This window comes from Bradyrhizobium sp. AUGA SZCCT0222 (genome assembly GCF_018130205.1).
GTDB lineage: Bacteria > Pseudomonadota > Alphaproteobacteria > Rhizobiales > Xanthobacteraceae > Bradyrhizobium.
Genome location: NZ_JAFCLX010000056.1, coordinates 1 through 23,915, shown reverse-complemented (window position 1 = coordinate 23,915; position 23,915 = coordinate 1). Strand labels below are relative to the sequence as shown.

The 23,915-nt window shown below is 63.2% G+C and carries 19 protein-coding genes; 9 read left to right on the top strand and 10 right to left on the bottom strand.

The window, feature by feature from the left end; all coding sequences use genetic code 11:
• The first annotated feature begins 309 nt into the window (after positions 1-309).
• The 5 genes from mnmE to JQ629_RS31695 all read left to right on the top strand — a co-directional run bounded on the left by mnmE (position 310) and on the right by JQ629_RS31695 (position 6,402).
• Complete coding sequence (gene mnmE / locus JQ629_RS31715) at positions 310-1,641, top strand: tRNA uridine-5-carboxymethylaminomethyl(34) synthesis GTPase MnmE (RefSeq protein WP_212415958.1); 1,332 nt, start codon at positions 310-312, stop codon at positions 1,639-1,641.
• A gap of 167 nt (positions 1,642-1,808) precedes the next feature.
• A complete protein-coding gene (gene mnmG, locus JQ629_RS31710) occupies positions 1,809-3,692 on the top strand; it encodes a tRNA uridine-5-carboxymethylaminomethyl(34) synthesis enzyme MnmG (RefSeq protein ID WP_212415957.1) in 1,884 nt (627 codons plus the stop codon).
• Positions 3,693-3,874: 182 nt separating this feature from the next.
• Positions 3,875-4,543, top strand: a complete 669-nt coding sequence (gene rsmG / locus JQ629_RS31705; protein WP_212415956.1) for a 16S rRNA (guanine(527)-N(7))-methyltransferase RsmG — start codon at positions 3,875-3,877, stop codon at positions 4,541-4,543.
• The gene (locus JQ629_RS31700; protein WP_212264159.1) at positions 4,530-5,381 is read left to right on the top strand and encodes a ParA family protein; all 852 of its coding nucleotides are present in this window, start codon (positions 4,530-4,532) and stop codon (positions 5,379-5,381) included. Before rsmG ends, JQ629_RS31700 begins: the two co-directional genes overlap by 14 nt.
• A 142-nt stretch (positions 5,382-5,523) precedes the next feature.
• On the top strand, positions 5,524-6,402 hold the full coding sequence (locus tag JQ629_RS31695; protein WP_212415955.1) for a ParB/RepB/Spo0J family partition protein: 879 nt from the start codon (positions 5,524-5,526) through the stop codon (positions 6,400-6,402).
• Between the two features lie 157 nt (positions 6,403-6,559).
• On the opposite strand, the gene holA is transcribed toward JQ629_RS31695, so the two are convergent.
• The 3 genes from holA to leuS all read right to left on the bottom strand — a co-directional run bounded on the left by holA (position 6,560) and on the right by leuS (position 10,874).
• Positions 6,560-7,588 carry a DNA polymerase III subunit delta gene (holA, locus tag JQ629_RS31690; protein ID WP_212415954.1) on the bottom strand — a complete coding sequence of 343 codons (1,029 nt, stop codon included), beginning with the start codon at positions 7,586-7,588 and terminating at the stop codon, positions 6,560-6,562.
• A gap of 111 nt (positions 7,589-7,699) precedes the next feature.
• Positions 7,700-8,251 carry an LPS assembly lipoprotein LptE gene (locus JQ629_RS31685; protein WP_212415953.1) on the bottom strand — a complete coding sequence of 184 codons (552 nt, stop codon included), beginning with the start codon at positions 8,249-8,251 and terminating at the stop codon, positions 7,700-7,702.
• On the bottom strand, positions 8,238-10,874 hold the full coding sequence (leuS, locus tag JQ629_RS31680; protein WP_212415952.1) for a leucine--tRNA ligase: 2,637 nt from the start codon (positions 10,872-10,874) through the stop codon (positions 8,238-8,240). Before leuS ends, JQ629_RS31685 begins: the two co-directional genes overlap by 14 nt.
• Before the next feature lie 285 nt (positions 10,875-11,159).
• Here leuS and JQ629_RS31675 point away from each other — a divergent pair, with 285 nt between their 5' ends.
• A complete protein-coding gene (locus JQ629_RS31675) occupies positions 11,160-12,149 on the top strand; it encodes a GGDEF domain-containing protein (protein WP_212415975.1) in 990 nt (329 codons plus the stop codon).
• On the opposite strand, the gene JQ629_RS31670 is transcribed toward JQ629_RS31675, so the two are convergent.
• On the bottom strand, positions 12,146-13,837 hold the full coding sequence (locus tag JQ629_RS31670; RefSeq protein WP_212415951.1) for a sensor domain-containing diguanylate cyclase: 1,692 nt from the start codon (positions 13,835-13,837) through the stop codon (positions 12,146-12,148). The genes JQ629_RS31675 and JQ629_RS31670 overlap by 4 nt on opposite strands.
• A 106-nt stretch (positions 13,838-13,943) precedes the next feature.
• Between JQ629_RS31670 and JQ629_RS31665 the strand changes: the two genes are divergently transcribed.
• Positions 13,944-14,633 carry a YggS family pyridoxal phosphate-dependent enzyme gene (locus tag JQ629_RS31665; protein ID WP_212415950.1) on the top strand — a complete coding sequence of 230 codons (690 nt, stop codon included), beginning with the start codon at positions 13,944-13,946 and terminating at the stop codon, positions 14,631-14,633.
• Between the two features lie 142 nt (positions 14,634-14,775).
• Here the strand turns inward: JQ629_RS31665 and JQ629_RS31660 are convergent, their stop codons facing one another.
• Positions 14,776-15,561, bottom strand: coding sequence for a 2-keto-4-pentenoate hydratase (locus tag JQ629_RS31660; protein ID WP_212415949.1), 786 nt, complete (start codon positions 15,559-15,561; stop codon positions 14,776-14,778).
• A 24-nt stretch (positions 15,562-15,585) separates the two neighbouring features.
• Positions 15,586-16,155 (bottom strand): L,D-transpeptidase family protein, encoded by a 570-nt coding sequence (locus tag JQ629_RS31655; RefSeq protein ID WP_212415948.1) that lies wholly within the window; start codon positions 16,153-16,155, stop codon positions 15,586-15,588.
• Positions 16,156-16,415: 260 nt separating this feature from the next.
• Between JQ629_RS31655 and JQ629_RS31650 the strand changes: the two genes are divergently transcribed.
• Positions 16,416-17,102, top strand: a complete 687-nt coding sequence (locus JQ629_RS31650) for a response regulator transcription factor (protein WP_044539278.1) — start codon at positions 16,416-16,418, stop codon at positions 17,100-17,102.
• 48 nt (positions 17,103-17,150) lie between these two features.
• Positions 17,151-17,591: a Crp/Fnr family transcriptional regulator gene (locus tag JQ629_RS31645; protein WP_212264168.1), complete on the top strand. Its 441-nt coding sequence runs from the start codon at positions 17,151-17,153 to the stop codon at positions 17,589-17,591.
• Between the two features lie 68 nt (positions 17,592-17,659).
• Here the strand turns inward: JQ629_RS31645 and JQ629_RS31640 are convergent, their stop codons facing one another.
• The 4 genes from JQ629_RS31640 to JQ629_RS31625 form a co-directional block, all read right to left on the bottom strand.
• A complete protein-coding gene (locus JQ629_RS31640) occupies positions 17,660-18,475 on the bottom strand; it encodes an exodeoxyribonuclease III (RefSeq protein WP_212415947.1) in 816 nt (271 codons plus the stop codon).
• Between the two features lie 66 nt (positions 18,476-18,541).
• Positions 18,542-19,381 (bottom strand): outer membrane lipoprotein carrier protein LolA, encoded by an 840-nt coding sequence (locus JQ629_RS31635; RefSeq protein WP_212415946.1) that lies wholly within the window; start codon positions 19,379-19,381, stop codon positions 18,542-18,544.
• Positions 19,382-19,523: 142 nt separating this feature from the next.
• Complete coding sequence (locus JQ629_RS31630; protein ID WP_212415945.1) at positions 19,524-21,974, bottom strand: DNA translocase FtsK; 2,451 nt, start codon at positions 21,972-21,974, stop codon at positions 19,524-19,526.
• Positions 21,975-21,986: 12 nt separating this feature from the next.
• A complete protein-coding gene (locus JQ629_RS31625; RefSeq protein WP_212415944.1) occupies positions 21,987-23,213 on the bottom strand; it encodes an aminotransferase class I/II-fold pyridoxal phosphate-dependent enzyme in 1,227 nt (408 codons plus the stop codon).
• Positions 23,214-23,915 lie beyond the last annotated feature (702 nt).

Sequence of the window (23,915 nt, the reverse complement as noted above, 5' to 3'; positions counted from 1 at the left end):
GGAAGGGCGCCTCGTGCAGACGGGGCGCCCTTTTCGTTGGTCGCCCATGTTGCAGCAATTGCTGCAGCAAACGTGCAGCATGGCCGGGGAGGCGCATCGGAGCCGACTTTCGATTAAGTATCTGATATTGCTTGGTTTGGATAGGGACAGGCCGCGAAACCCAGCCGGAGCCATCGGTTTTCGCAGCAAAATTGCTGCACAAATGCTGCAGCAAATTGGCTATCGGCAAGGCCGTTCCCCCTTTTGATTGGATGTAGACCCGCAGCTCAAATTGCGTTGCCTTTTCAAGCACTCCTGCACAAATAGGCGATGCATCCGCGGGATCAGACCATTTTTGCGCTGTCGTCGGGCCGCGCGCCCAGTGCAATCGCGATTGTGCGGGTATCGGGGCCGGGGGCCGGTCCGGCGTTAATGGCGCTGGGGGGCAAAATCCCGCCGGCGCGGGCAGCGACCCGGATGCTTCTCCAGGACGCCAGCGGTCAGCCATTGGACGATTCGGTGGTGCTCTGGTTCCCGGGGCCGGCGAGCGCCACCGGCGAGGACGTCGCCGAGTTCCATGTCCATGGTGGGCGGGCGGTGCTGGCTGCGATCTTCGCGGCGCTGGCCGCTTTGGAAAATATGCGGGCCGCCGAGCCCGGCGAATTCACGCGGCGCGCGTTCGAGAACGGCAAGCTCGATCTGACCGAGGCCGAGGGTCTGGATGATCTCATTCACGCCGACACCGACCGGCAACGGCGCCAGGCGCTGCGCCAGCTCAAGGGGCTGCTCGGCGACAAGGCACGCGACTGGCGTGCGCGCATCATCGAGGCATCAGCGCTGATCGAAGCCGGCATCGATTTTTCGGATGAGGGCGATGTGCCTGCGGAATTGATCGCGCCGGCGCTGGCGAAGATCAAAACGCTCTTAATCGAAATCGAAGAAGTGCTTGCGGCACAGGGCCAAAGCGAACGCCTGCGCGACGGCCTGGTGGTTGCGATCGCGGGTCCGCCGAATGTCGGCAAATCGACCTTGATGAATCAGCTGGCGCGGCGCGAGGTGGCGATCGTATCGCCGCACGCCGGCACCACGCGCGACGTCATCGAGGTGCAGCTCGATCTCGACGGTTATCCGGTGACCGTCATCGACACCGCCGGTATTCGCGAGACCGACGATCCGGTGGAGCAGGAGGGTGTGCGTCGCGCGCGGGCTCGTGCCGCGGAAGCCGATCTGGTGCTGTGGCTTGCCGACGGGGCGGACGCGAGAATTGATCACGCAGGCACCGCGCCGGTCTGGCGCGTGCGCAACAAGATCGACCTGGATCCGGCCGGTCGGCCATTGGCCGAGGTACCGGGCCGAGGCGAGTTTGCGATTTCGGCCAGGAGCGGGGACGGGCTTCCCGAGCTGATCGTGGCCCTGGTCCAGTTCGCGCAGGATTATTTCGGCGCCAGCGAGGGCGGGTTGATCAGCCGAACCCGGCAGCGGCAGTTGCTGCAGCAGACGGCGACTTCGTTGCGGCGCAGCATTGAGGTGGTCGGGGAGGGTGAGGAACTGGCGGCCGAGGAACTTCGCGTCGCCGCACACTCCCTTGGGCGGCTGCTGGGGCGCGTCGATGTCGAGGACATACTCGACGTGATCTTCCGGGAATTCTGTGTAGGTAAGTAATATTTCTTTATTTTAGTTTTTGATTCATTTCATTGCTAACGTGTTTCACGTGAAACGATCCCGAGGCGCTGGTGGAACCCGCTGTTTCACGTGAAACAGATCCATTCCTTTCAATTTCTCGCAACTTCCCGCTTCCGCGATTTCTGACTCCGCGATAGAAGTCCGCCATGATTTCGCGCTCAGATTCCTTCGACGTTATCGTCATCGGCGGCGGCCATGCCGGCTGCGAGGCCGCGAGCGCGGCAGCCCGGATGGGCGCGAAGACAGCGCTGGTCACCCACAGTTTTGCGACCGTCGGCGCGATGTCCTGCAATCCCGCCATCGGCGGTCTGGGCAAGGGTCATCTCGTCCGTGAAGTCGATGCCCTCGATGGTCTGATGGGCCGGGTCGCCGATGCCGGCGGCATCCAGTTTCGGATGCTGAATCGTCGCAAGGGTCCGGCTGTTCGCGGACCGCGGGCCCAGGCCGACCGCAAACTCTATGCGGTAGCAATGCAGGCCGCCATCATCGAGACCGCCAATCTGAGCGTGGTCGAAGGCGAGGCGGATGAGCTGATTGTTTCGAGCGGGCGTGTCACCGGCATTCGTCTCGGCGACGGCCGCGAACTTGGCTGTGGTGCCGTCGTCATCACCACTGGGACCTTCCTCCGTGGTCTGATCCATCTCGGCGAAAAGAACTGGCCTGCGGGGCGGGTCGGCGAGGCTCCGGCGATGGGGCTTTCGACTTCCTTCGAGCGTGCTGGGTTTACGCTCGGCCGTCTCAAGACAGGGACACCGCCGCGGCTGGATGGCACGACTATCGACTGGTCCGCGGTCGAAATGCAGCCCGGCGACGATCCTCCGGAGCCGTTCTCGGTCATGACCGACCGCATTACGACCCCACAGATCCAGTGTGGGATCACCCGCACCACGCCGGCGACCCATGACGTGATCCGGGCCAATGTACATCGCTCCCCGATGTATTCCGGGCAGATCAAGAGCAGCGGTCCGCGCTATTGCCCCTCGATCGAGGACAAGATCGTCCGCTTTGGCGATCGCGACGGCCATCAGATCTTCCTGGAGCCGGAAGGCCTGGAAGACTCCACTGTCTATCCCAACGGCATCTCGACTTCGCTTCCGGAGGAGGTGCAGCTCGCGATCCTCTCGACCATTCCTGGTCTCGAACAGGTCAAAATGGTCCGCCCGGGCTATGCGATCGAGTACGACCATGTCGATCCCCGGGAGTTGGAGCCGACGCTGCAGGCCAAGCGGCTGCCGGGACTGTTCCTGGCCGGGCAGATCAACGGCACCACCGGCTATGAAGAGGCTGCGGCACAGGGAATTGTTGCGGGGCTGAATGCGGCACTGTCCGCCAGCGGCGGCGAGGCGATCGTTTTCGACCGTGCCGACGGCTATCTCGGCGTGATGATCGATGATCTCGTGACCCGCGGGATATCAGAACCCTATCGCATGTTCACTTCGCGGGCCGAGTATCGCCTGACGCTGCGGGCGGACAATGCTGACCAGCGGCTGACCGACAAGGGGATCGCCTTGGGTTGCGTAGGGCAGGCGCGTTCGCTGCGCCACGGCACCAAGATGGCCGCGCTCGAAGCGGCGAAGTTGTTGGCGAAGTCCTTGACGATCACTCCCAACGAAGCCGGCAAACACGGCCTGGCGCTGAACCGGGATGGCCATCGCCGCTCGGCGTTTGAACTCCTCGCTTATCCGGAGATCGAATGGTCGGCGCTACAGGGGATTTGGCCCGAGCTATCCGCCATTGAGCCATCGATCGCCGTCCACCTCGAGATAGATGCCAAATATGACGTCTATCTGAAGCGCCAGACCGCTGACGTCGACGCCTTCAGGCGCGATGAGGGCCTAGTTCTGACCGACATCGATTATTCTGACGTGCCCGGCCTCTCCAATGAGGCGCGCTCAAAGCTTGAGGCGGCGCGGCCGCGAACCGTGGGGCAGGCGGGGCGGCTGGATGGTTTGACGCCGGCCACGCTCGGTATCCTGGCGGCATATCTGCGACGTGAAGCGCGGCGGAAGACTTCGAAGGCGACGGCGTAACGTTTCACGTGAAACGGGGTTGACGGCCGGAAGGTGCCGCTCCCGTCATTGCGAGGAGCGAAGCGACGCGGCAATCTATGCGCGTCGCGGGCTCAGTATGGATTGCTTCGCTTCGCTCGCAATGACAGCCTTGGCTGGACCAGAGTCCACGCGAATCGCTAAAGCTCAAACAACCGAAATAGATGACGACCTCCGACAAAGCTTCCGCCCTCGCCCTCACCCCCGTTTCACGTGAAACAGAGGCGCGGCTGGATCGCTATGTCGATCTGCTCCGGGAATGGCAGGCCAAAACAAACCTGGTGGCGCCATCGACACTTCCACATCTCTGGACCCGCCATATCGCCGACTCGCTACAGCTCCTGAGCTTGGCCCCCACTGCAACGAGGTGGGTCGATCTCGGCAGCGGTGGCGGCTTTCCGGGTGTGGTCCTCGCCTGCGCTCTGGCCGAGACGCCGGGCGCCAATATTCAGCTGGTCGAACGCAACGCCAAGAAAGCCGCGTTCCTGCGCGAAGCAATTCGTGTGACCTCGGCGGCCGGGACCGTGCATCTCGCTGACATCGGGGATATCGTGGATAGAATCACCGGCCCTGTCGATTGCGTCACTGCGCGGGCGCTGGCTCCGTTACATCAGCTCATCGGTTTCGCGGAACCGCTGATAGGAAAGGGCGCAAAAGCGTTATTTCTAAAGGGCCAAGATGTAGAGGCTGAATTGACCGAAGCCACTAAATATTGGAATATTGAGCCGCAACTTCATTCCAGCCGCACGGGCGGACAAGGCTGGATCGTCGAACTCGACCGCATCGAGCGACGCGGAACTTCCGCGATGGGTACCGGGTATGACCGTGATTGATGAAGTATATCAAGAGGATAAGGCGCCTACACCGGCAGCCCATCCGCGCATATTGTCGCTCGCCAACCAGAAGGGCGGCGTCGGCAAAACTACCACCGCGATCAATCTTGGCACCGCACTCGCTGCGATTGGCGAGCGTGTGCTGATCGTCGACCTCGATCCCCAGGGCAACGCCTCCACCGGCCTCGGCATCGATCGCCGCAACCGCAACTGCTCAACCTACGATGTGCTGATCGGCGAAGCCCCGCTGCGCGAAGCTGTCGTTGTGACCGCCGTACCGCGTCTGCATATCGCGGCTTCCACCATGGATCTGTCGGGCCTCGAATTGGAGCTGGGATCGACGCCCGGCCGCGCCTTCCGGCTGCGCGACGCCATCGCGGCGCTGAACAGCAACGCGGCGCCCGACTCCGATTACACCTATGTGCTGATCGACTGCCCGCCGTCGCTCAACCTCCTCACCGTCAATGCGATGGCGGCATCCGACGCGATCCTGGTGCCGCTGCAATGCGAGTTCTTCGCGCTCGAAGGTCTGTCGCAATTGCTGCAGACCGTGGAGCAGGTGCGCTCGACGTTGAATCCTACCCTGTCGATCCACGGCATCGTGCTGACCATGTTCGACTCGCGCAACAATTTGTCGAACCAGGTCGTCGCTGACGTCCGTCAGTTCATGGGCGCCAAGGTCTACAACACCATGATCCCGCGCAACGTGCGCATCTCCGAGGCGCCGTCCTATGGCAAGCCGGTCCTGGTTTACGATCTCAAATGCGTCGGCAGCGATGCGTATCTGAAACTCGCAACCGAGGTGATCCAGCGCGAGCGTGAGCTGCGAACGCATTAGCGCGAAATCGTAGGGTGGGTAGAGCGCAGCGAAACCCACCGCCACATATACGATCGAGATGATGGGTTTCGCTGCGCTCTACCCATCAAGAAACACAGTTTCTAATTTCGGAGTAAGTTGCGTGAATCCAAGGGAGCTGGCGATGGCCGACGAAGCGCGTTCGCGACTGGGCCGCGGTCTTGCAAGTCTGATCGGCGATGTCGGCGGGGAGGCCGCGCACGTCGAACGCCCGCGCAATCAGCGCAAGGTGCCGATCGAATTTCTAAAGGCAAATCCGCGCAACCCGCGCCGGACGTTTGCCGATGCCGAACTCGGTGAGCTCGCTGCTTCGGTCAAGCAGCATGGCGTGATCCAGCCGATCGTGGTGCGTCCGGTGAAGGGCGTTGCTGATCGCTACGAGATCATCGCCGGCGAACGCCGCTGGCGCGCCTCGCAACTGGCCGGGCTGCATGAAGTGCCGATCGTGCCGATCGAGGTCAGCGACAGCGACGCGCTCGAGATCATGATCATCGAGAACGTGCAGCGCGAAGACCTCAATGCGATGGAAGAGGCGCAGGGCTATCACGCGCTCGCGGAAGAATTCAAACGCAGCCAGGAAGAGATCGCCAAGGAGGTCGGCAAGAGCCGCAGCCATGTCGCCAACATGATGCGGCTGACGAAGCTGCCGGCGGAAGTGCAAGCCCTCATCGCTAACGGCGAATTGTCCGCCGGCCACGCCCGCGCGTTGATCGGCGTGCCGGATCCGCTTGCCTCCGCAAAGCGCATCGTCGCCGAAGGCCTCAACGTCCGCCAGGCCGAAGCGCTGGCGCATGAAGAAGGCGTGCCGGAGCGCAAGCCGCAGAAAGCCCGCAGCGGCGGCAAGACCAAAGACCCCGATACGATAGCGTTGGAGAAACGCGTCAGCGACGCGCTTGGGCTGGCCGTGACCGTCAACCACCGCGATCCCGGCGGCAGCGTCCAGATCAGCTACCGCAACCTCGAGCAGCTCGACGAAGTGATGCGGCGGCTGGCGAGCGGTTGAACGGAGCGCTCGATATTATTTTCGTCGTCCCGGCCTTGAGCCGGGACCCATAACCACCAGCGGTCATTGTTTTACCCGCTGGTCGTTGTCGTTCTTTTCAAAACAACTACGGCTGCGGCGTATGGGTCCCTGCGTTCGCAGGGACGACGAAGAGTACTCACCCCCGCCGTTTCGCGTTCGCCGCGATCGACAACAGCGTGCGTTGCGCGATCGCGGCTGCCAGCGTGGCCTGTTTGCGCATGTCGAATGCGGCGGTCGCGAGCTGGTCGATAATCGCGACCAGCCGCGCGGCGCTGAAATTCCGCAATGCTACTTCAACCGCGCCCTTGCGCGAAAAATGCAGCCGCGGATACCCGCTCTCCAGCAACGTCGAGACCGGCGTGCCCTCGGCCACCGCAAGCGCCGATTTGTGCAGCCATGCGGCCTGGCGTTGGGCTGCCGAAATGATCACGCCGGGATAGGTGCCGGCGATCATGGCTTTGGCGAATTCGCTTTCGACCAGATCAGGCTTTCCCGCAAACGCGCCGTCGACGATCGGGTCGAGCTTCAGCTCGGACGCGTCCGCGACAACCGCCATCACGTCGTCGATCGACACCTCGCCCTGGCCATGGGCGTAGAGCGCGAGCTTGCGCAATTCGTTGCGCGAGGCCTGCCGGTCACCGCCGAGCAGTGCGGTCAACACGGCGCGGGCGTCGGGCGCGATGCGCAGGTTGGAGGGCCGCAATTCGTCGTCGATCAGCTTGGCGAGGTCGCGTTCGGTGTCGGGATAGCAGGCGATCGCGACCGCGGTCTTGGCGCGCTCGCAGGCCTTGCGCAGCGGCGATTCCGGCCGGAGTTCGCCGGCCTCGATCACGATGCGACAATCCTTGAGCGGCATCTCCGCCAGCGTGTCGATGCCGCCAGCAAAACTGCGCGAGCCGGCACGCACGCGGATGGCGCGGCGGCCGCCGAACAGCGGCACCGTCATCGCTTCATCGACCAGCCGCGACGGCTCGGCCGACAGCTCGTCGCCGTCCAGCCGCACCATCGAGAATGGGTCGTTGGGATCGTCGACCGCGGACGCCAGCAGCGCGTCGGCGCGCTCACGCACCAGGCCGGCGTCCGGGCCGTACAGCAGAATGATGGGACGGCCGGAATCAGGCCGGGCGAGAAAAGCGTCGATTTCTTTTCCGCGAAGCGCGACCACAACAAACCCTTTTTGGAGTTGGTTCCGTCATTCCGGGATGGTCCGAAGGACCAGACCCGGAATCTCGAGATTCCGGGTTCGCGCTAACGCGCGCCCCGGAATGACGGGCTCTTAGGTGCCGGCGACGAAGAACGACGCCAGGCGGGTCTGGATGTTTTCCGCGATCTCATTGGCGGAGCGGTCCTCGGCGTCGCGGAAGGCGCGGGCGCGGGCGAAACGCTGCATCTGGCCCGGGATGTCATAGGACACGCGGGAGAAGGTCGAGCCGGTCATGACAGATTTGTTCGTCGCCAGATCGATCAGATTGTACTGCGCGTCGATGCCGTAATTCTCGCTCGACGGCAGCGCGGTGGTCGGATCGAGTATCAGCGACGAGCGGGTGGTGGAGAACCGCAGCACCAGCCGATGGGTCGGCGGCATGCCGGTCGCATTGCCATAAAGCTTGAATGCCAGCTGGTTGCGGATTTCGACCTGGATGCGGGCCTCGCGGGAGGCGTTGTTCTTGTCGACGGGCGGGACTTCCACACCCATCAGCTTTTCGCGCAGGCCGGGCGAGCCGTCGGCGCGTTCGGCATACATCGGCTGAAAACAGCCGGCCGTCAGCGCCGCCAGAGCGACAACGGCCAGCAGCCGAGCGGCGATCCGGGTCCTACCCAACGACATTCACGATCCTCATGGGAACAACAATCACCTTGCGGACGGCCTTGCCGTCCAGCGCCAGTTTTACCGCATCAAGGGCCAGAACGGCAGCCTCAATTTCCGGATTTTGGGCGCCCCGTGGCACGGTTACATCACCCCGTTTTTTGCCATTGACCTGAACCACCAGCGTCACGGTGTCTTCAACCAGCAAATCGCGTTCGATTTGGGGCCAATTGGCCTCCGAAATCAGCCCGGATTGCCCCAGCACCGTCCAGCACTCCTCGGCCAGATGGGGCATCATGGGCGCGAACAGTTGAACGAGGATGACCGCGGCCTCCCGGACCGACCAAGAAAGATCTGGACTCAGGTCCGGCGCCGGCTGCCCCTCGCGCCCCAGCACCTCGGCCAGGGCATTGGTGAATTCGCGGATATGGGCGAGGCAGACGTTGAAATGCAGCCGCTCGATGCCGTTCGAGACCTTGTCCAGCGCGCCATGGGCCGCCTTGCGCAGGCCCAGCGCGTCGTCGCCGAACGAGGCCGGCCGGGCGGCCGGGGCCGCTTTGGCGATCTCGGCCGATTCGTTGACCAGCCGCCACAGCCGCTGCACGAAGCGGGAGGCGCCCTGCACGCGCTCGTCGCTCCAGATCACGTCGCGATCGGGCGGTGAGTCCGACAGCATGAACCAGCGCGCGACGTCGGCGCCATAGGTGGCGATGATGTCGTCGGGGTCGACGGTGTTCTTCTTCGACTTCGACATCTTCTCGATCGCGCCGATGGTGATCTCTTCACCCGTCGTCAGCAGCAGGGCGCGCTTGCCATTGCCGCCGGTCTCGACCTTCACCTCGGCGGGCGTGACGTAAGAGCCATCGGCCTTCTGGTAAGTCTCGTGCACCACCATGCCCTGCGTGAACATGCCGGCGAACGGCTCGTCCATGCCGATGTGGCCGGTCGCCTTCATCGCGCGGGTGAAGAAGCGGCTGTACAGCAGATGCAGGATCGCGTGCTCGACACCGCCGATATACTGGTCGATCGGCAACATCCGGTTCACGACATCAGGCGTGGTCGGAGCGTTCTCGTTCCAGGGATCGGTGAAGCGCGCGAAATACCAGGACGAATCCACGAAGGTGTCCATGGTGTCGGTTTCGCGCTGGGCTTTGCCACCGCATTTCGGGCAGGCGACGTGCTTCCAGGTCGGATGATGGTCGAGCGCGTTGCCGGGCTTGTCGAAGGTCACATCCTCCGGCAGCACCACCGGCAAGTCGCTGTCCGGCACCGGCACCACATCGCATTTCGGGCAGTGGATCACCGGGATCGGGCAGCCCCAATAGCGCTGGCGCGAAATGCCCCAGTCGCGCAGGCGGAAGTTCACCTGCCGCTCAGCCACCGGCATGTTGCCGCGCAGTTCGCTTTCCAGCCGCTTTGCGACCTCTTCCTTGGCCTGCTCGATGGTCATGCCATCGAGGAAGCGCGAATTGATCATGCGGCCGTCACCGTCATAGGCGGTGTCGGTGATCACGAACGTCTTTGGATCCTGGCCTTCCGGACACACGACCGGCGTGACGCCGAGCGCATATTTATTGACGAAATCGAGATCGCGCTGATCGTGCCCGGGGCAGCCGAAGATGGCGCCGGTGCCGTATTCCATCAGCACGAAGTTGGCGACGTAGACCGGCAGCTTCCAGTTCGGGTCGAACGGGTGCACGGCGCGGATGCCGGTGTCGAAACCCTGCTTTTCGGCGGTGTCGATGATTTCCTGGGCGGTGCCGATGCGTTTGACCTCGGCGACGAACTCCGCGAGCTTGGGATTCTTCGCCGCCGCCGCGATCGCCAGCGGATGGTCGGCCGCGATCGCCATGAACTTGGCGCCGAACAGCGTGTCGGGTCGCGTCGTGAAAATCTTCAGCTCAGACTCGCCGGCCGGCGTCGTTGCCACATCCAGCGCGAAGCGCACCAGGAGGCCCTCGGAGCGGCCGATCCAGTTGCGCTGCATCAGCCGCACCTTGTCGGGCCAGCGATCCAGCCCATCCAGGGCGTCCAGCAGTTCCTGCGAGTACTTCGTGATCTTGAAGACCCACTGGCTCATCTCGCGCTGTTCGACCACGGCGCCGGAACGCCAGCCGCGGCCGTCGATCACCTGCTCGTTGGCGAGCACGGTCATGTCGACCGGGTCCCAGTTGAGCTTGCGCTTCTCGCGCTCGGCGAGACCGGCGCGCAGCATGTCGAGAAACATCTTCTGCTGATGCTTGTAGTAGCTGGGGTCGCAGGTCGCGAATTCCCGGCTCCAGTCGAGCGACAGTCCGATCGACTGCAGCTGCTTCTTCATCGCGGCGATGTTGTCGTAGGTCCAGGCCTTGGGCGCGACCTTGCGCTCGATCGCGGCGTTTTCGGCCGGCAGCCCGAACGCGTCCCAGCCCATCGGGTGCAGCACGTTGAACCCCTTGGCGCGCATGAACCGCGCCAGCACGTCGCCCAGCGTGTAGTTGCGGACATGCCCGATATGGATGCGCCCGGACGGGTAGGGGAACATCTCGAGGACGTAATATTTCGGCCGGGAATCGTCGTTTTTGGAGGCGAAGATCGCCTTCTGGTCCCACTGGCGTTGCCAGCGCGGCTCGGAGTCACGGGCGTTATAGCGTGCGGAGGTCATGGAATCGCTGGGCTTTTATGGATTCGGGGCCGTCTGAAAGACGGCGGACTAGGCCACAAAAGCGGTTGCGGGGTCAACGGGTTGGCGCAGATCGACAGGCCCCCGGGGGCGTCTGGCGCCGCATTGCCGGCGGGTCGGTTGAGGGGCATTTAACGAATTCGTGGGAACCTGCCTATGAAAAGAGCACCAATTCACCGGTAGGAAGCCATCAAAGCCGTGACCGCGGGATTCGACGAGCTCGATTTCGAGTACGCGACGTCGGTCGCTGAAGCGGCCATGCGCTCAATGGCCGAGCACCGCGTGCCGCTGACGCCGAACAATTTCCATGTCTGGTTCAATTATACGCTCGGCACGCCGCCGGTGCTGAAGCGAGCGATCGATATCCTGATCGGCAACAAGCGCAAATTCGACGCCCAGACCAATCGCGAAATCTATGAGAGCTATATCGGGACCAAAGCCGCCGACGAGGCCGTGGCCTATGAAGTCTCCCAGCAATTGCATTCGGTGATGGCGTCGGCCAAGCAGTTCCTGACCGCGGCGATCGCCGACAACCGCACGCAAATGGCTGCCATCAACGATGTCACCGAGCGGACCGAGGCCGGCGTCGATCCCAAGCAGCTGATCGAGAGCCTGATGGGCGAACTCGCCAAGGCGACGACGCGCGCCACCAAGCTCGAAGTCAGCTTTGTCGAGAAATCACGCGAACTGGCGACGATCCGCGATTCCCTGGTCAAGTCCGAGGAGCGGGCCAAGACTGACACGCTGACCGGCCTGCCGAACCGCCGGGCGCTGGAGGAGTTCTTCCGCAAGACTCAGCTCGCGGCGATGGAACAGGACGATCCGGTGAGTGCGCTTCTGATCGATATCGATCACTTCAAGCGCTTCAACGACGAGTTCGGCCATGGGGTCGGCGACCAGGTGCTGCGCCTGATGGCGAAGGTGTTGCGCGAGGCCGTGCGGGACATCGATTTGCCGGCGCGCTACGGCGGCGAGGAGCTGATCGTCATCCTGCCGAACGCTGGCCTGACGACGGCTGCCACGATTGCGGAACGCATCCGGCGTCTGGTTGCCGAATGCCACATCTCCCGCCGTTCGACCGGCGAAGCGCTGCCCGGCATCACCATCTCCATCGGCGTGGCCCAGTTCCAGGGCGGCGAATCGATGGCCGACCTGATCGAGCGCTGCGACCGCGCGCTCTATCAGGCCAAGAAGACCGGCCGCAACCGGGTCGTCAGCGAGGCCGAACTCGTGCCTGAGCAGCGGGTGGCGGGCTAACCCGCCAGCGCCATCCCGGCCTGATCCACCATCTTCGCAAATCCATGCTCGACCACGGTGTTGCGGCCGCGGTGCTTGGCGGCGTAGAGGGCGGCATCGGCAGCTTCGATCAGGTCGCCCGGGCGCAGCGCGTCGTGCGGCAGCGTGCCGGCCACACCGATGCTCACGGTGACGGTGTGATGGCTGCTGGTGTGGTGCGGTATTTTCAGGTCCAGCACCGCGTTGCGCACCATCTCGCCGATCGCCAGTGCTTTCAGCGAATCGGTGTTCGGCAGCAGCAGGCAGAATTCCTCGCCGCCATAGCGGCCGGCAAAACCCATGGTGTCGGCGGCGATACCGGCCAGCGTTTCGCCGAGCCTGGTGAGGCAGGCGTCGCCCTCGGGGTGGCCATAGGTGTCGTTATAGAGCTTGAAGTGATCGACATCGATCATCAGCAGGGACAATTGGCTGTTGTATTGCTGCGCCTTCATCCACTCAAAATCCAGACGGCTCTGAAACCCGCGGCGGTTGGCAAGACCCGACAGCATATCGATCGATGCGATCACAGTGAGGCGGTCGTTGTTGGCGAGAAGCTCGCGCTCGCGCTGGCTGAGCTGGGTGGCCATCGCGTTGAAGGCGCGCGCCAGCGGCATGAATTCAGCAGGCAGTTTGCTGCGCGCGACGCGCGCCGACCGGTCGCCCTCGCCGAAGCGCTTGGCCATGCCGGTCATCACCTCGATCGGGTTGATGATCAGTTTTTCCGCGCCGATCAGCGCGCCCAGCAGCACGAACAGGCAGACGAATCCCAATTGGAGATAGGCGGTGCGGATCTCGCGATTGATCGCGGCGGTCACCCTGGTTTCGTCGATGCTGACGATCAGGCGGGATTGCGTTCCGGAAATGCGGGAGAAACTGATCGTGCGATTCGAGCCGTCGGATGCGGTGAATGAAAGCGAGCCGGTCGGTGCGTCGGAGCTCAGGGCCTTCTCCGCCACGGCGGACATCAGCGGCACCGAATCCAGCGGCCGGCCGATCATGCTGGTCTGATCGGTGGGCGCGGCGAGGACGACGCCGGCGCTGTCGACCAGCAACGACGAAATTCCCGGCCGCCCGCCGAGATTGGTCATGATCTTCGACAGCCAATCGATATTGATGCCGGCAACGACGACGGCATCTTCCTCGGGATTGATGGCAGACACCGGATAGGCCGCCATCATCATCGGCCGCCCGTTTGTCTTGCCGAACAGATAGTCGCTGAAAACGAAGTCGCGGCTTGCCTGCGCCTTCTTGAAGTATTCGCGGTCGCCGATTTGCAGTCCCACCTGAATGTTCAAGGTCGAGCACTGCACGAGGCCGTCCTTGGACGCGATCATGATGCTGCGGATCCAGGGCAGGTTGCTCGGCAGGCTGGCGCGCAGGATTTCGCAACCGCGACCGATGCCGCTGGACGCGCGGATATAGGCCGCCGATTTCAGCATCGTCTCGACGGAGGAGACGACTTCGCGCTGGGTATCGGCGCTATGCTGCGCGATGTTGAGGAATTCTTCGGTGGCAAGGGCGATTTGCTTGGAGCGGGCATGTTCGAGCGAACGGACGCGTTCCAGCATCAAGGGCGCCACCAGGATCAACGCCAGCAGCACCAGCCGCGTCCGGATCCCCAGAAGCTTCTTGAGTTTCACTCTGTTGCGGTTGAAAGTAACGGCAGACATCTTGTTCCCCACCCCGCGTGGCAGGGTAAAGCGAAGGATTCAAAAAGCCCTTCCCGAACTTGGTAAAATCCAAGGAAATCCCGTAAATGTACGAGCCATAATTCACATGACGCCTCCGACGACCAGCTCGCTAACAGAACCTTTACCTGGCGGACTTGCTACGGTGGAGCAGGACATCGCGCGCGCTTGCAAGGAAGCGCGCCGCGATCGGGCGACGGTACAATTGATCGCGGTGTCCAAGACGTTCGACGCGTCGGCGATTTCGCCCATTATCGACGCCGGACAGCGCGTATTCGGCGAGAATCGCGTGCAGGAAGCCAAAGCGAAATGGTCTGGGTTAATGTCCGCTTACCAGGGGCTGGCGCTGCATCTGATCGGGCCGCTGCAATCCAACAAGGCGAAAGAGGCGGTGGCGCTGTTCGATGCCATTCATTCTGTCGACCGCCCGAGCATTTGCGAAGCGTTAGCCAAGGAAATCAATTCCCAGAAAAAACAGCCGGAATTGTTCGTCCAGCTCAACACCGGCGAGGAGCCGCAGAAGGCCGGCGTCGCGCCCGGCGAGGCCGATGCGTTCATTGCGAGCTGCCGGGAGAAGTATGGCCTGCTGATTTCCGGATTGATGTGCATTCCACCGGTCGACCAGGCGCCGGCGCCGCATTTCGCGCTGACAGCAAAGATCGCCGCGCGCAACGGCTTGAAGAGTCTGTCGATGGGCATGAGCGCCGATTTTGCGATCGCGATCCAGTTCGGCGCCACGCATATCCGCGTCGGCTCGGCGATTTTCGGGCATCGCTGACTTGTCGTCCCGGTGAAGGCCGGGACCCATACGCCGCGGCTTCTCGGTGGTGCACGGTCGGAGTTGATACACTTCGTAAACAATACATAGCGGTGGTTATGGGTCCCGGCCTTCGCCGGGACGACACCGAGTGTGAAGCCGTCTACTCGAACCCCACCGACACTTTCCCGAGCACCCCGAAATCGACCGCGCAGAAATCGCCCGCCTGGATCGGCAGCGGCGGATGGCAGGTGCCTGTAGTGACGACCCGGCCCGCTTTCAGTGTCACGCCGAGCTGGCGCAATTCGTTGGCGAGCCAGGTCAGCGCCAGCCGGGGATCGCCCAGCACGTTCTTGCCGTGACCGACGAATTGCTGGCCGCGCAGCGTGGTGACAGGTCGTTCCTCGACCAGATCGCGCGCGCGCCAGTCCGCTGTCGTGGCCGGTCCAAGCACGAACAGATGCGCGCAGGCGTTGTCGGCGATGATCTGGGCGTCGCCGGCGCTGACGAAATCCGAAAAGCGCGAATCCGGAATCTCGATCGCCGGATGCAGCGTGTCCACGGCATCGAGCACCTGGCTCACCGTGTAGGGCGTCGATCGCGACGGCAGATCGTAGCGCATGCGAAACGCGAATTCCGGCTCGGCAACGCGCATTTCGTTGCCGGCCATCGAAGCCGTGCCGCCGTCAGGGATCACGGTCTCGGCGAGAATGCGTCCGGCCATCGGACCGTCGACATTGATGTGTTTCTGCCCGGCCTCGCTGGTGGCCGCGATCTTCCAGCCGAACAGATGGGTCGTCGAAAATCTTTCGATCGCGGCCTGGATCGCATAGGCCTCGATGCGGTCCTGTGGCCGCAGCCAGTTGTCGAGCGCGTCAAGCTTGGTGCCGGCGCGCCAATGGCCGTGCAACGTCTGCGATGCAGACGCAATCTGATGTCTGTCCTGCATAATCCCCGCATCCTGAAATGAAGTTCATCCAATAATAATTTTGGTTTGCGGCCCCATCCGCCGCAGCAACCGCAGCATCGCAGATTTTGTCATCGAAACGCAGCCTGCTGTGGCGGAAAAATTCGTGCGCGCCAGATGCAGGAACACCGCGCTGCCGCGGCCGGCAATCCGCGGCGCGCTGTTGTGATCGATCTCGACGATGAAGTCGTAGAGGTGATCGTCGCGTGTGAGGCGGTCGCCGGTCTGGTCACGCATGAGCCGTATCGGCTGGTTGTAGTGACGGTCCTTCGGGTCTTCGCACCAGCCGTCCTCGGGCCGGATTGGCCGGACCGGCAGAAAGGTTGGCGGGCGCGAGTGGCGGTCGGCGCGCCACCACAATTGCAGTGGCCGGTAGGTGCCCCGCGGGGTGCCGCCATCGCCTTCGCGCTTGTTGGCGAGGATGCCGCCGCGACCAAGTGCCACCGGGACGGTCCAGCCGTCCGCCGTCAGCCAGCCCCGGCGCGCGTCGCCGGCGCCGCGGTGAACCCTGATCGCCGAGAGCGGCCGATCACGCGCTTCTGTCCCATAAGTGATTGAAAAATTGGTGCTTCCCATGCCAAAGGTCCAAATCCTGGGGTTGCCTCCCCGGCCGCAATTGCTCTATTTGACGCCCATTACAGGACATTCATCCAACAGCCCCTCGAATATGGGATACACTGCGGTTCGCCTTGTGAAATTGTAACAATCTCCTACCTGATTCCGTACCCGATGGCCGAGGTTCGCCCGCGAACCAGTTTCGTCATCGACCAACCGACCAAGACCGGCTTGAGACGCTCCCACTTGTGTCCGCCGCCTGCCTCAAGAGGATCGTACCTATGGCCAATGCCCGCAAGATCCTGATCGTGGATGACGATACCGATCTGCGCGACACGCTGGTCGAGCAATTATCACTGCATGAGGAGTTCGAAGCCTCCGCGGTCGATACCGGCGCCAAGGGCGCCAGCGCGGCCAAGGCCAATTCCCCCGATCTGGTGCTGATGGATGTCGGCCTGCCCGATACCGACGGCCGCGAAGTGGTCCGCTCCCTGCGCAAGGGGGGCTTCAAGGCGCCGATCATCATGCTGACCGGCCACGACACCGATTCGGATACCATTCTGGGCCTCGAATCCGGCGCCAATGACTACGTCGCCAAGCCGTTCCGGTTCGCCGTGCTGCTGGCCCGGATCCGGGCGCAACTGCGCCAGCACGAGGCCAGCGAGGACGCGGTGTTCTCCGTCGGCCCCTACAGCTTCCGGCCCGGCTCCAAGATGCTGACCGGCGCCAACGCCCGGAAGGTGCGGCTGACCGAGAAGGAAACCGCGATCCTGCGCTTCCTGTACCGGGCCGGCCAGATGCCGGTGTCGCGCGAGACGCTGCTGCAGGAAGTCTGGGGCTATAATTCGGGTGTCACCACCCACACCCTGGAAACCCACATCTACAGGCTGCGGCAGAAGATCGAGAAAGATGCCGCCAATCCGGAGATCCTGGTCACGGAAGCCGGTGGCTACAAGCTGGTGCCGTGATACGATTCGGCCCACGAATCGTACCTCCCTGGGCATCACCGGTTCCGTATGTCGATCGAAGATGATGTAGCTCTGCTTGAGCGCGTCCCGACACTGCGCCTGTTGGGAACGACGGCGCTGCGCATGCTGGCGATCGGCTCGGAGCAGCGCGAATTCGGCCGCGGCGACCAGTTGTTCAACGCCGGCGACGAGGCGGATGCCGGCTATATCGTGCAGCGCGGCGCGTTCCGGGTCGAGGACGGCGGCGCTGAAATCATCGCAGGCCCCGGTGCCCTGATCGGTGAGCTGGCGTTGATCGTGGCGATGAAGCGGCCGTCGAGCGCGATCGCGATCGAAAATTCCACCGTGATCCGGGTGTCGCGCAGCCTGTTTCAGCGCGTGCTCGAGAGCGACCCTGCCGCGGCGCGGGCGCTGCGCGACGAACTCGCCACCCGCACCAGCCAGCTTGCCAGCGACATATTGATGGCCGGCGCCAAGCTCTCTACCTGATCGTATTCTTGTTTGACGCGTTTTCTTCACGCGAAACGGTATCCACTTCGCTCGAAAACGCTCTGGCATCACACCTCCAGCGTCACCGTCACCGGCACGTGATCCGACGGCCGCTCCCAGCCGCGGGCATCGCGGGTGATGCGGAAATCACTGACGCCATCTTTCAGCGCCCGCGAAACCCAGATGTGGTCGAGCCTGCGGCCGCGGTCGCCGACGGTCCAGTCGGCGGCGCGGTAGCTCCACCACGTATAGACCTTCTCCGACATCGGGATGCGCATCCGAGCGACGTCGAACCATTCGCCATGGGTCTGCGCCGCCAGCAGCTTTTCGCATTCGATCGGGGTGTGCGAGACCACCTTCAACAGCTGCTTGTGCGACCACACGTCGTTCTCATGCGGCGCCACGTTGAGGTCGCCGACCAGGATATGCCGGTCGTCGCCGCGCGGATGCAGCGGTTCGCAGGCTTTCATCTCGTCGAGAAATTTCAGCTTGTGATCGAATTTCGGATTCAGCGCGGGATCGGGGATGTCGCCGCCGGCCGGGACGTAGAAATTATGCAGCACCAGCGGCTTTGCGAGCTGGGCTTTTTCGCCGAACGCCACCGAGATGTGCCGCGAATCGATGTTGTCGCAGAAGGTGCGGATATCCTTGGTCTCGAACGGCAGTTTCGAGACGATGGCGACGCCGTGATAGCCCTTCTGCCCGTTCAGCGCGACATGCTCATAGCCGAGGCGCTTGAAGCGCTTCAGCGGGAAGGCATCGTCGATGCATTTGGTCTCCTGCAGGCAGAGGACGTCAGGCCGTACCGATTTGAGGAATTTGGCGACGATGTCGATGCGCAGGCGCACCGAGTTGATATTCCACGTTGTCAGGGAAAAACGCATGCAAGTCCGGAAATGAAAAAGACGTGCGGCTGATGACGCACGTCCTTTGCCCCTAATCAAGAATGTTCAGCCTGGCGGCACCGAATAATTGGTGAAATCGATCTTGAACAGGCCGGGGTCGACCTTCTTGGAGGTATCCAGATTATAGACCGCGACCGTGGTGTCGTAGCCCTGCGGGTCGGTCACGGTCCATTGCTTGAGCTGGCCGTCCTTGGTGCCGACCATCAGCATCAACCGGCTGGTGCCGATCAGCGCCTGCTTCTCCTCGATGGTGACGCTGATGAAGACGTCATCGGCGGTGACGCTGACGACGTTGGTATCCTTCAACAGATCGATACGGTCCGACAGCAGGAACCGGAGCGGCGTCTGCGACAACGGATAGATGTCCTGGGTCGCGAGCTTCTTGTCGCGCACGGCGAGCGACGATCCGTCGGCGACGATCGCGATCTGGCTCGGCGCGTCATATTCGAAGCGCACCTTGCCCGGCTTCTGGATCACGAAGTCGCCCTTGGTCTTGCTGCCGTCCGGCCCGACCTGGACGAAATTCCCGACCAGCGTCTGCAGCGACGACAGATACGAACTCACCCTGGCGGCCTGCGCCTTCTGGTTGGCATCGAAGGTCGCGAAAATATTGGCGGGCACATTGCGATTTCGATCGGGGATGACCGGGTTCGGCGGCGCCTGGGTCGTTCCTGTCTTTGGCGGCGCCTGGGTCGCACCTGTCGTCGCCGGACCTTTTTGCGAATCCTGCGCGCTCATCTGCACGCCGCCGTCGCGGGCCTTGGGTGCGGGCTTTGGAACCGGAACGTTCTGCGAAAAGCCTGATGTCGCTGCGCCGGCAACGGATATGGCGATCACAAGCGCCAGTCCGTAACGGACGCCGCGATGGGTAAGGTAGTGTGTCATCAGATATTTCGAATCTCTATTCAACGGATCGTCCCACTGCCGGTGGTTTTATCGCGCTTTCGACCAAAGGAGATATCGTTTTTCCGTGAGAATTATTACGCCAAATTTAATTCGTTAGGGGGCCCATTCTCTTGAAATCGCTCTAGAAACCGCTCTCTTCTTCCTCGACAAGAATTTCGCGTTTGCCGGCGTGGTTGGCCTGCCCGACGATGCCTTCGAGTTCCATCCGCTCCATCAATGACGCCGCGCGGTTGTAGCCGATTTGCAGCCGGCGTTGAATGTAGGAGGTCGAGGCCTTGCGGTCGCGCTTGACGATCGCCACGGCCTGCTGGAACAGGTCGCCGCCGCCGTCGCCACCCATACCGGTGGAATCGAATACCGCGCCGTCCTCGCCCTCGGCAGGTTCTTCCGCCGTAACCGCCTCGAGATATTCAGGCTGGCCCTGCGTCTTGAGATGGCGCACGACCTTTTCGACTTCCTCGTCGGAGGCAAACGGGCCATGCACGCGGCTGATGCGTCCGCCACCCGCCATATAGAGCATGTCGCCCTGGCCGAGCAGTTGCTCGGCGCCCATTTCGCCGAGAATGGTGCGGCTGTCGATTTTCGACGTGACCTGAAACGCGATGCGGGTCGGGAAGTTCGCCTTGATGGTGCCGGTGATGACGTCGACCGAGGGACGCTGCGTGGCGAGGATCACGTGCAGGCCCGCGGCGCGCGCCATCTGCGCCAGCCGCTGCACCGCGCCTTCGATGTCCTTGCCGGCCACCATCATCAGGTCGGCCATTTCGTCGACGATGATGACGATGTAGGGCAGCGGTTCGAGGTCGAGCTTTTCGTCCTCGTAGATCGCCTTGCCGCTTTCCTTGTCGAAGCCGGTGTGCACCGTGCGCGTCAGCTCCTCGCCCTTGCCCTTGGCTTCGACGAGACGCTGGTTGTAGCCGTCGATGTTGCGGACGCCGAGCTTGGACATCTTCTTGTAGCGCTCTTCCATCTCGCGCACCGCCCATTTCAGCGCGACCACGGCCTTCTTCGGGTCGGTCACGACGGGCGTCAGCAGATGCGGGATGCCGTCATAGACGGAGAGTTCGAGCATTTTGGGATCGACCATGATCAGCCGGCACTGATCCGGCCGCAGCCGGTAGACCAGGCTGAGGATCATGGTGTTGATGGCGACCGATTTGCCGGAGCCGGTGGTGCCGGCGATCAGCATATGCGGCGTGCGCGCCAGGTCGATGATGATGGATTCGCCGCCGATATTCTTGCCGAGGCAGAGCGGCAGTTTGGCGTGCGACTCGTCCTTCAGCGACAGCAGCTCGCGCAGATAGACCTTTTCGCGGTGCGCGTTCGGCAATTCGATGCCGATGGCGTTGCGGCCGGCCACCACGGCGACGCGTGCCGACAGCGCGCTCATCGAGCGGGCGATGTCGTCGGCGAGGCCGATGACGCGCGAGGATTTGATGCCGGGCGCGGGCTCGAGTTCGTACAGTGTCACGACAGGGCCGGGATTGGCCTTGACGATCTCGCCGCGGACGCCGAAGTCGCCGAGCACGCCTTCCAGCGCGCGCGAATTGGCTTCCAGTTCGCTCTTGCTGAGCGGCTGGCGATCGGATGCCTTTGGTGCCGTGAGCATCGAGACCGCGGGCAGTTCGAACTTGTCTTTGCGTGTCGATGCTTTTGGCGCTGCTGCCTTCTTGCGCGGGGCGCGGGCGACCGGGGCTTCCTCTTCCTCGTCTTCTTCCTCTTCCTCGTGCTCGTCTTCTTCCTCTGCTTGCGGGGCAATCGACGGCGCCGTCCGGCCTCCGAGACTGGGCTCCTGCCGTTCGAACGAGGCGGTACGGGGCTGCGGCGCGCTTGCGACCAGTGAACGATAGGCCGTCGACATCAGCCAGCCGAGCCGGGCCTTGGCGCTCATCAGGGCATGATAGACCCAGCCGAGCGAGACCGAGCTGCGATCGCGCTCTTCCTCGAACGGCGCGTCGTCGTCCTCGATCGGTGTCAGCTCTTCATCGTCGCGCGGACGCGAACCCCAGCCGCTCGCAAACAGGAAGGTGGCGCACATCGCCGCGAACAGGATGATGCCGAGCACCAGGCGATAGATGAAACCGGCGGGCCCGAAGATTACGGCCGGCGCACGCACCAGCGCATCGCCGACAACGCCGCCAAGCCCGGTCGGCAGCGGCCATGCGCCGCCGTTCGGCCAGCAGCTGGCAAAGCCTGCCGCAATGATGGTGCAGAGGATCCAGCAGGCCAGACGCAACGCTTCGCGGTCGAAGGTGCGATGGGTCAGCATGCGCCAACCCCACACCGCGACGGGCAGGATCAGCATGATCGCCCCAAGGCCGAGAATCTGCATCAACAGATCGGCGCCGATCGCGCCGGGATATCCGAGAACGTTGCGTATCGCACGCGAGGTCGCGTGGCTCAAACTTGGATCCTGCACCGACCACGTCATCAGCGCGGCGGCGGCGACGCCGGAGATCGCGATCAGGCACAGGCCTGCGACCTCCCGCAGGCGCCGCGCCAGCGCGTCGCGGATCGAGGCCGGCAGATGGCCGACCAGGGGAATGACACGTTCGATCGCTGGCATGCTCATGGGGCCCTGCGATTAAGCCAAAGTTTCGACCAGGCGGTGCAACGCCTCGGCCGTTGATTCACTGTCCGATACCAGCGCCAGGCGGATATAGCCGGCGCCAGGATTGCTGCCGTCGTTTTGCGGACGCGACAAATAGGTTCCGGGGATCACGCGCACGCCGGCATCGCGATAGAGCTGCACCGTTGCAGTCTCGTCGCCGCCACGGTCCGACACATCGAGCCAGACGCAAAAGCCGCCGGCGGGTCTGATGTAGCCGTAGCGATTGCCGAGGATCTGATCGGCGAGATCGAACTTGATGCGGTAAAGCCGGCGGTTTTCCTCGACATGCGCCTCGTCGCTATAGGCGGCGACCGCGACGTGCTGCAGCGGCACCGGCACCTGCGGAGCGGCGACATTGCGCAGCTCGTGAAAGACGCTGAGAAATTTCTTGTCGCCGGCCGCGAAGCCGACGCGCATGCCCGGCAGGTTCGAGCGCTTCGACAGCGATTGAAACGCCACGACGTTGCTGAAATCGGATCCTGCGCATTCGAGCACGCTGCCCGGCGCCTGTTTGGTGTAGATTTCCGAATAGCACTCGTCGCTCAGGATCATGAAGCCGTAGCGATCGGCGAGTTGCACCAGACGGGTGAAGTAGTCGCGCGAGGCGACGGAGCCTTGCGGATTGGCCGGCGAGGCGATGAACATCGCAACCGTGCGCGCCAGCGTTGCCTCATCGAGCGCATCGAGATCCGGCAGGAAGCCGTTGGCGAGCGTGGTCGGCAGATAGATCGGTTCGCAATTGGCGGCCCGCGCGCCGGCGCCATAGGCCGGATAGAACGGGTTCGGCATCAGGATCGCCGGCCGGCCCTTGCGGGGGCCGACATAGCGCGCGGCCGTGATCGCGGCGAAGAACAGCCCCTCGCGGCTGCCGTTCAGCACCAGAATTTCGCTCTCGGGATCCATCGCCCGGGGCAGTTGGAACCGGGCCGAGAGCCAGTTCGCGACCGCCCGGCGGAATGGCTCGATGCCCTTGGCGATCGGGTAGCGGCCGAAATCGGCGATGTGCTTGGCCAGCACCGGCCCGACAAAGCTCGGGACGGGATGCTGCGGTTCGCCTAACGATAATGCAATCAATGGCTTACCGGGCTGATAGGGGGCCAGAAGCTCGGCCGTCCGCAGAAACGGCGAACGCTCGGCCTGACCGGCAGCGGGGACACTGCCGGCGCCCTGCGCCACGCCGGAAGAGGCGGTCATTGCCATGTCTAAAACGCCAACACTTTCAATTGCGGTCGGGGGACGATTGGTGCGACCGGAAGCGGATCAAACCACCATAGATACGGCGAGGTTAAGACGCGATTAACCATCGGCGCCAGCCTGGAATTTGGTGGGTTTTGGCATCATGCGGCTCCCGCTCATCCCAATCCGTCACCCTGAGGTGCGCGCTCTTGCGCGCCTCGAAGGGCGACGGCCCGTCTGTGGCCGATTTATCCTTCGAGGCTCGCTGCGCTCGCACCTCAGGATGACGGAGAATCTTCCGTCGCCAGCTTAAGACGCAGTTTCGCATTCTCGCGGCGCCAGGCGCCCGAGCTTTGCCAGAAATCCTTGCCCTCTCATGAGAGGGCGCAGGGAAGACCGGGTGCGCGCTGCACCCGCGGTCCCGCGTGCGGTTTGCACAAAAAAGGCTGCACACGAGCATACAGGGCAGCGGAGAACACCCGGCCTTCCCGGCGCAATGGCTTTACGGCTTATGCCGTGATCTCCCCGGAGACGAGTTCTTGGTTGACTCCGTCGCTGCCGTTCAGCTCTCGCCTACCGACAGCTTGACACCTGCAACGGGTGCCAGGACCACACGGTTTTGCCGTACGCTTATCCACGCCGTCGTCGAGGCGTAAACCAGCGTCCACCGCAACCCGTCCAACGTCCGTGACGACGGCCGACGCCCTTCTGAGTAGGACGGGATGG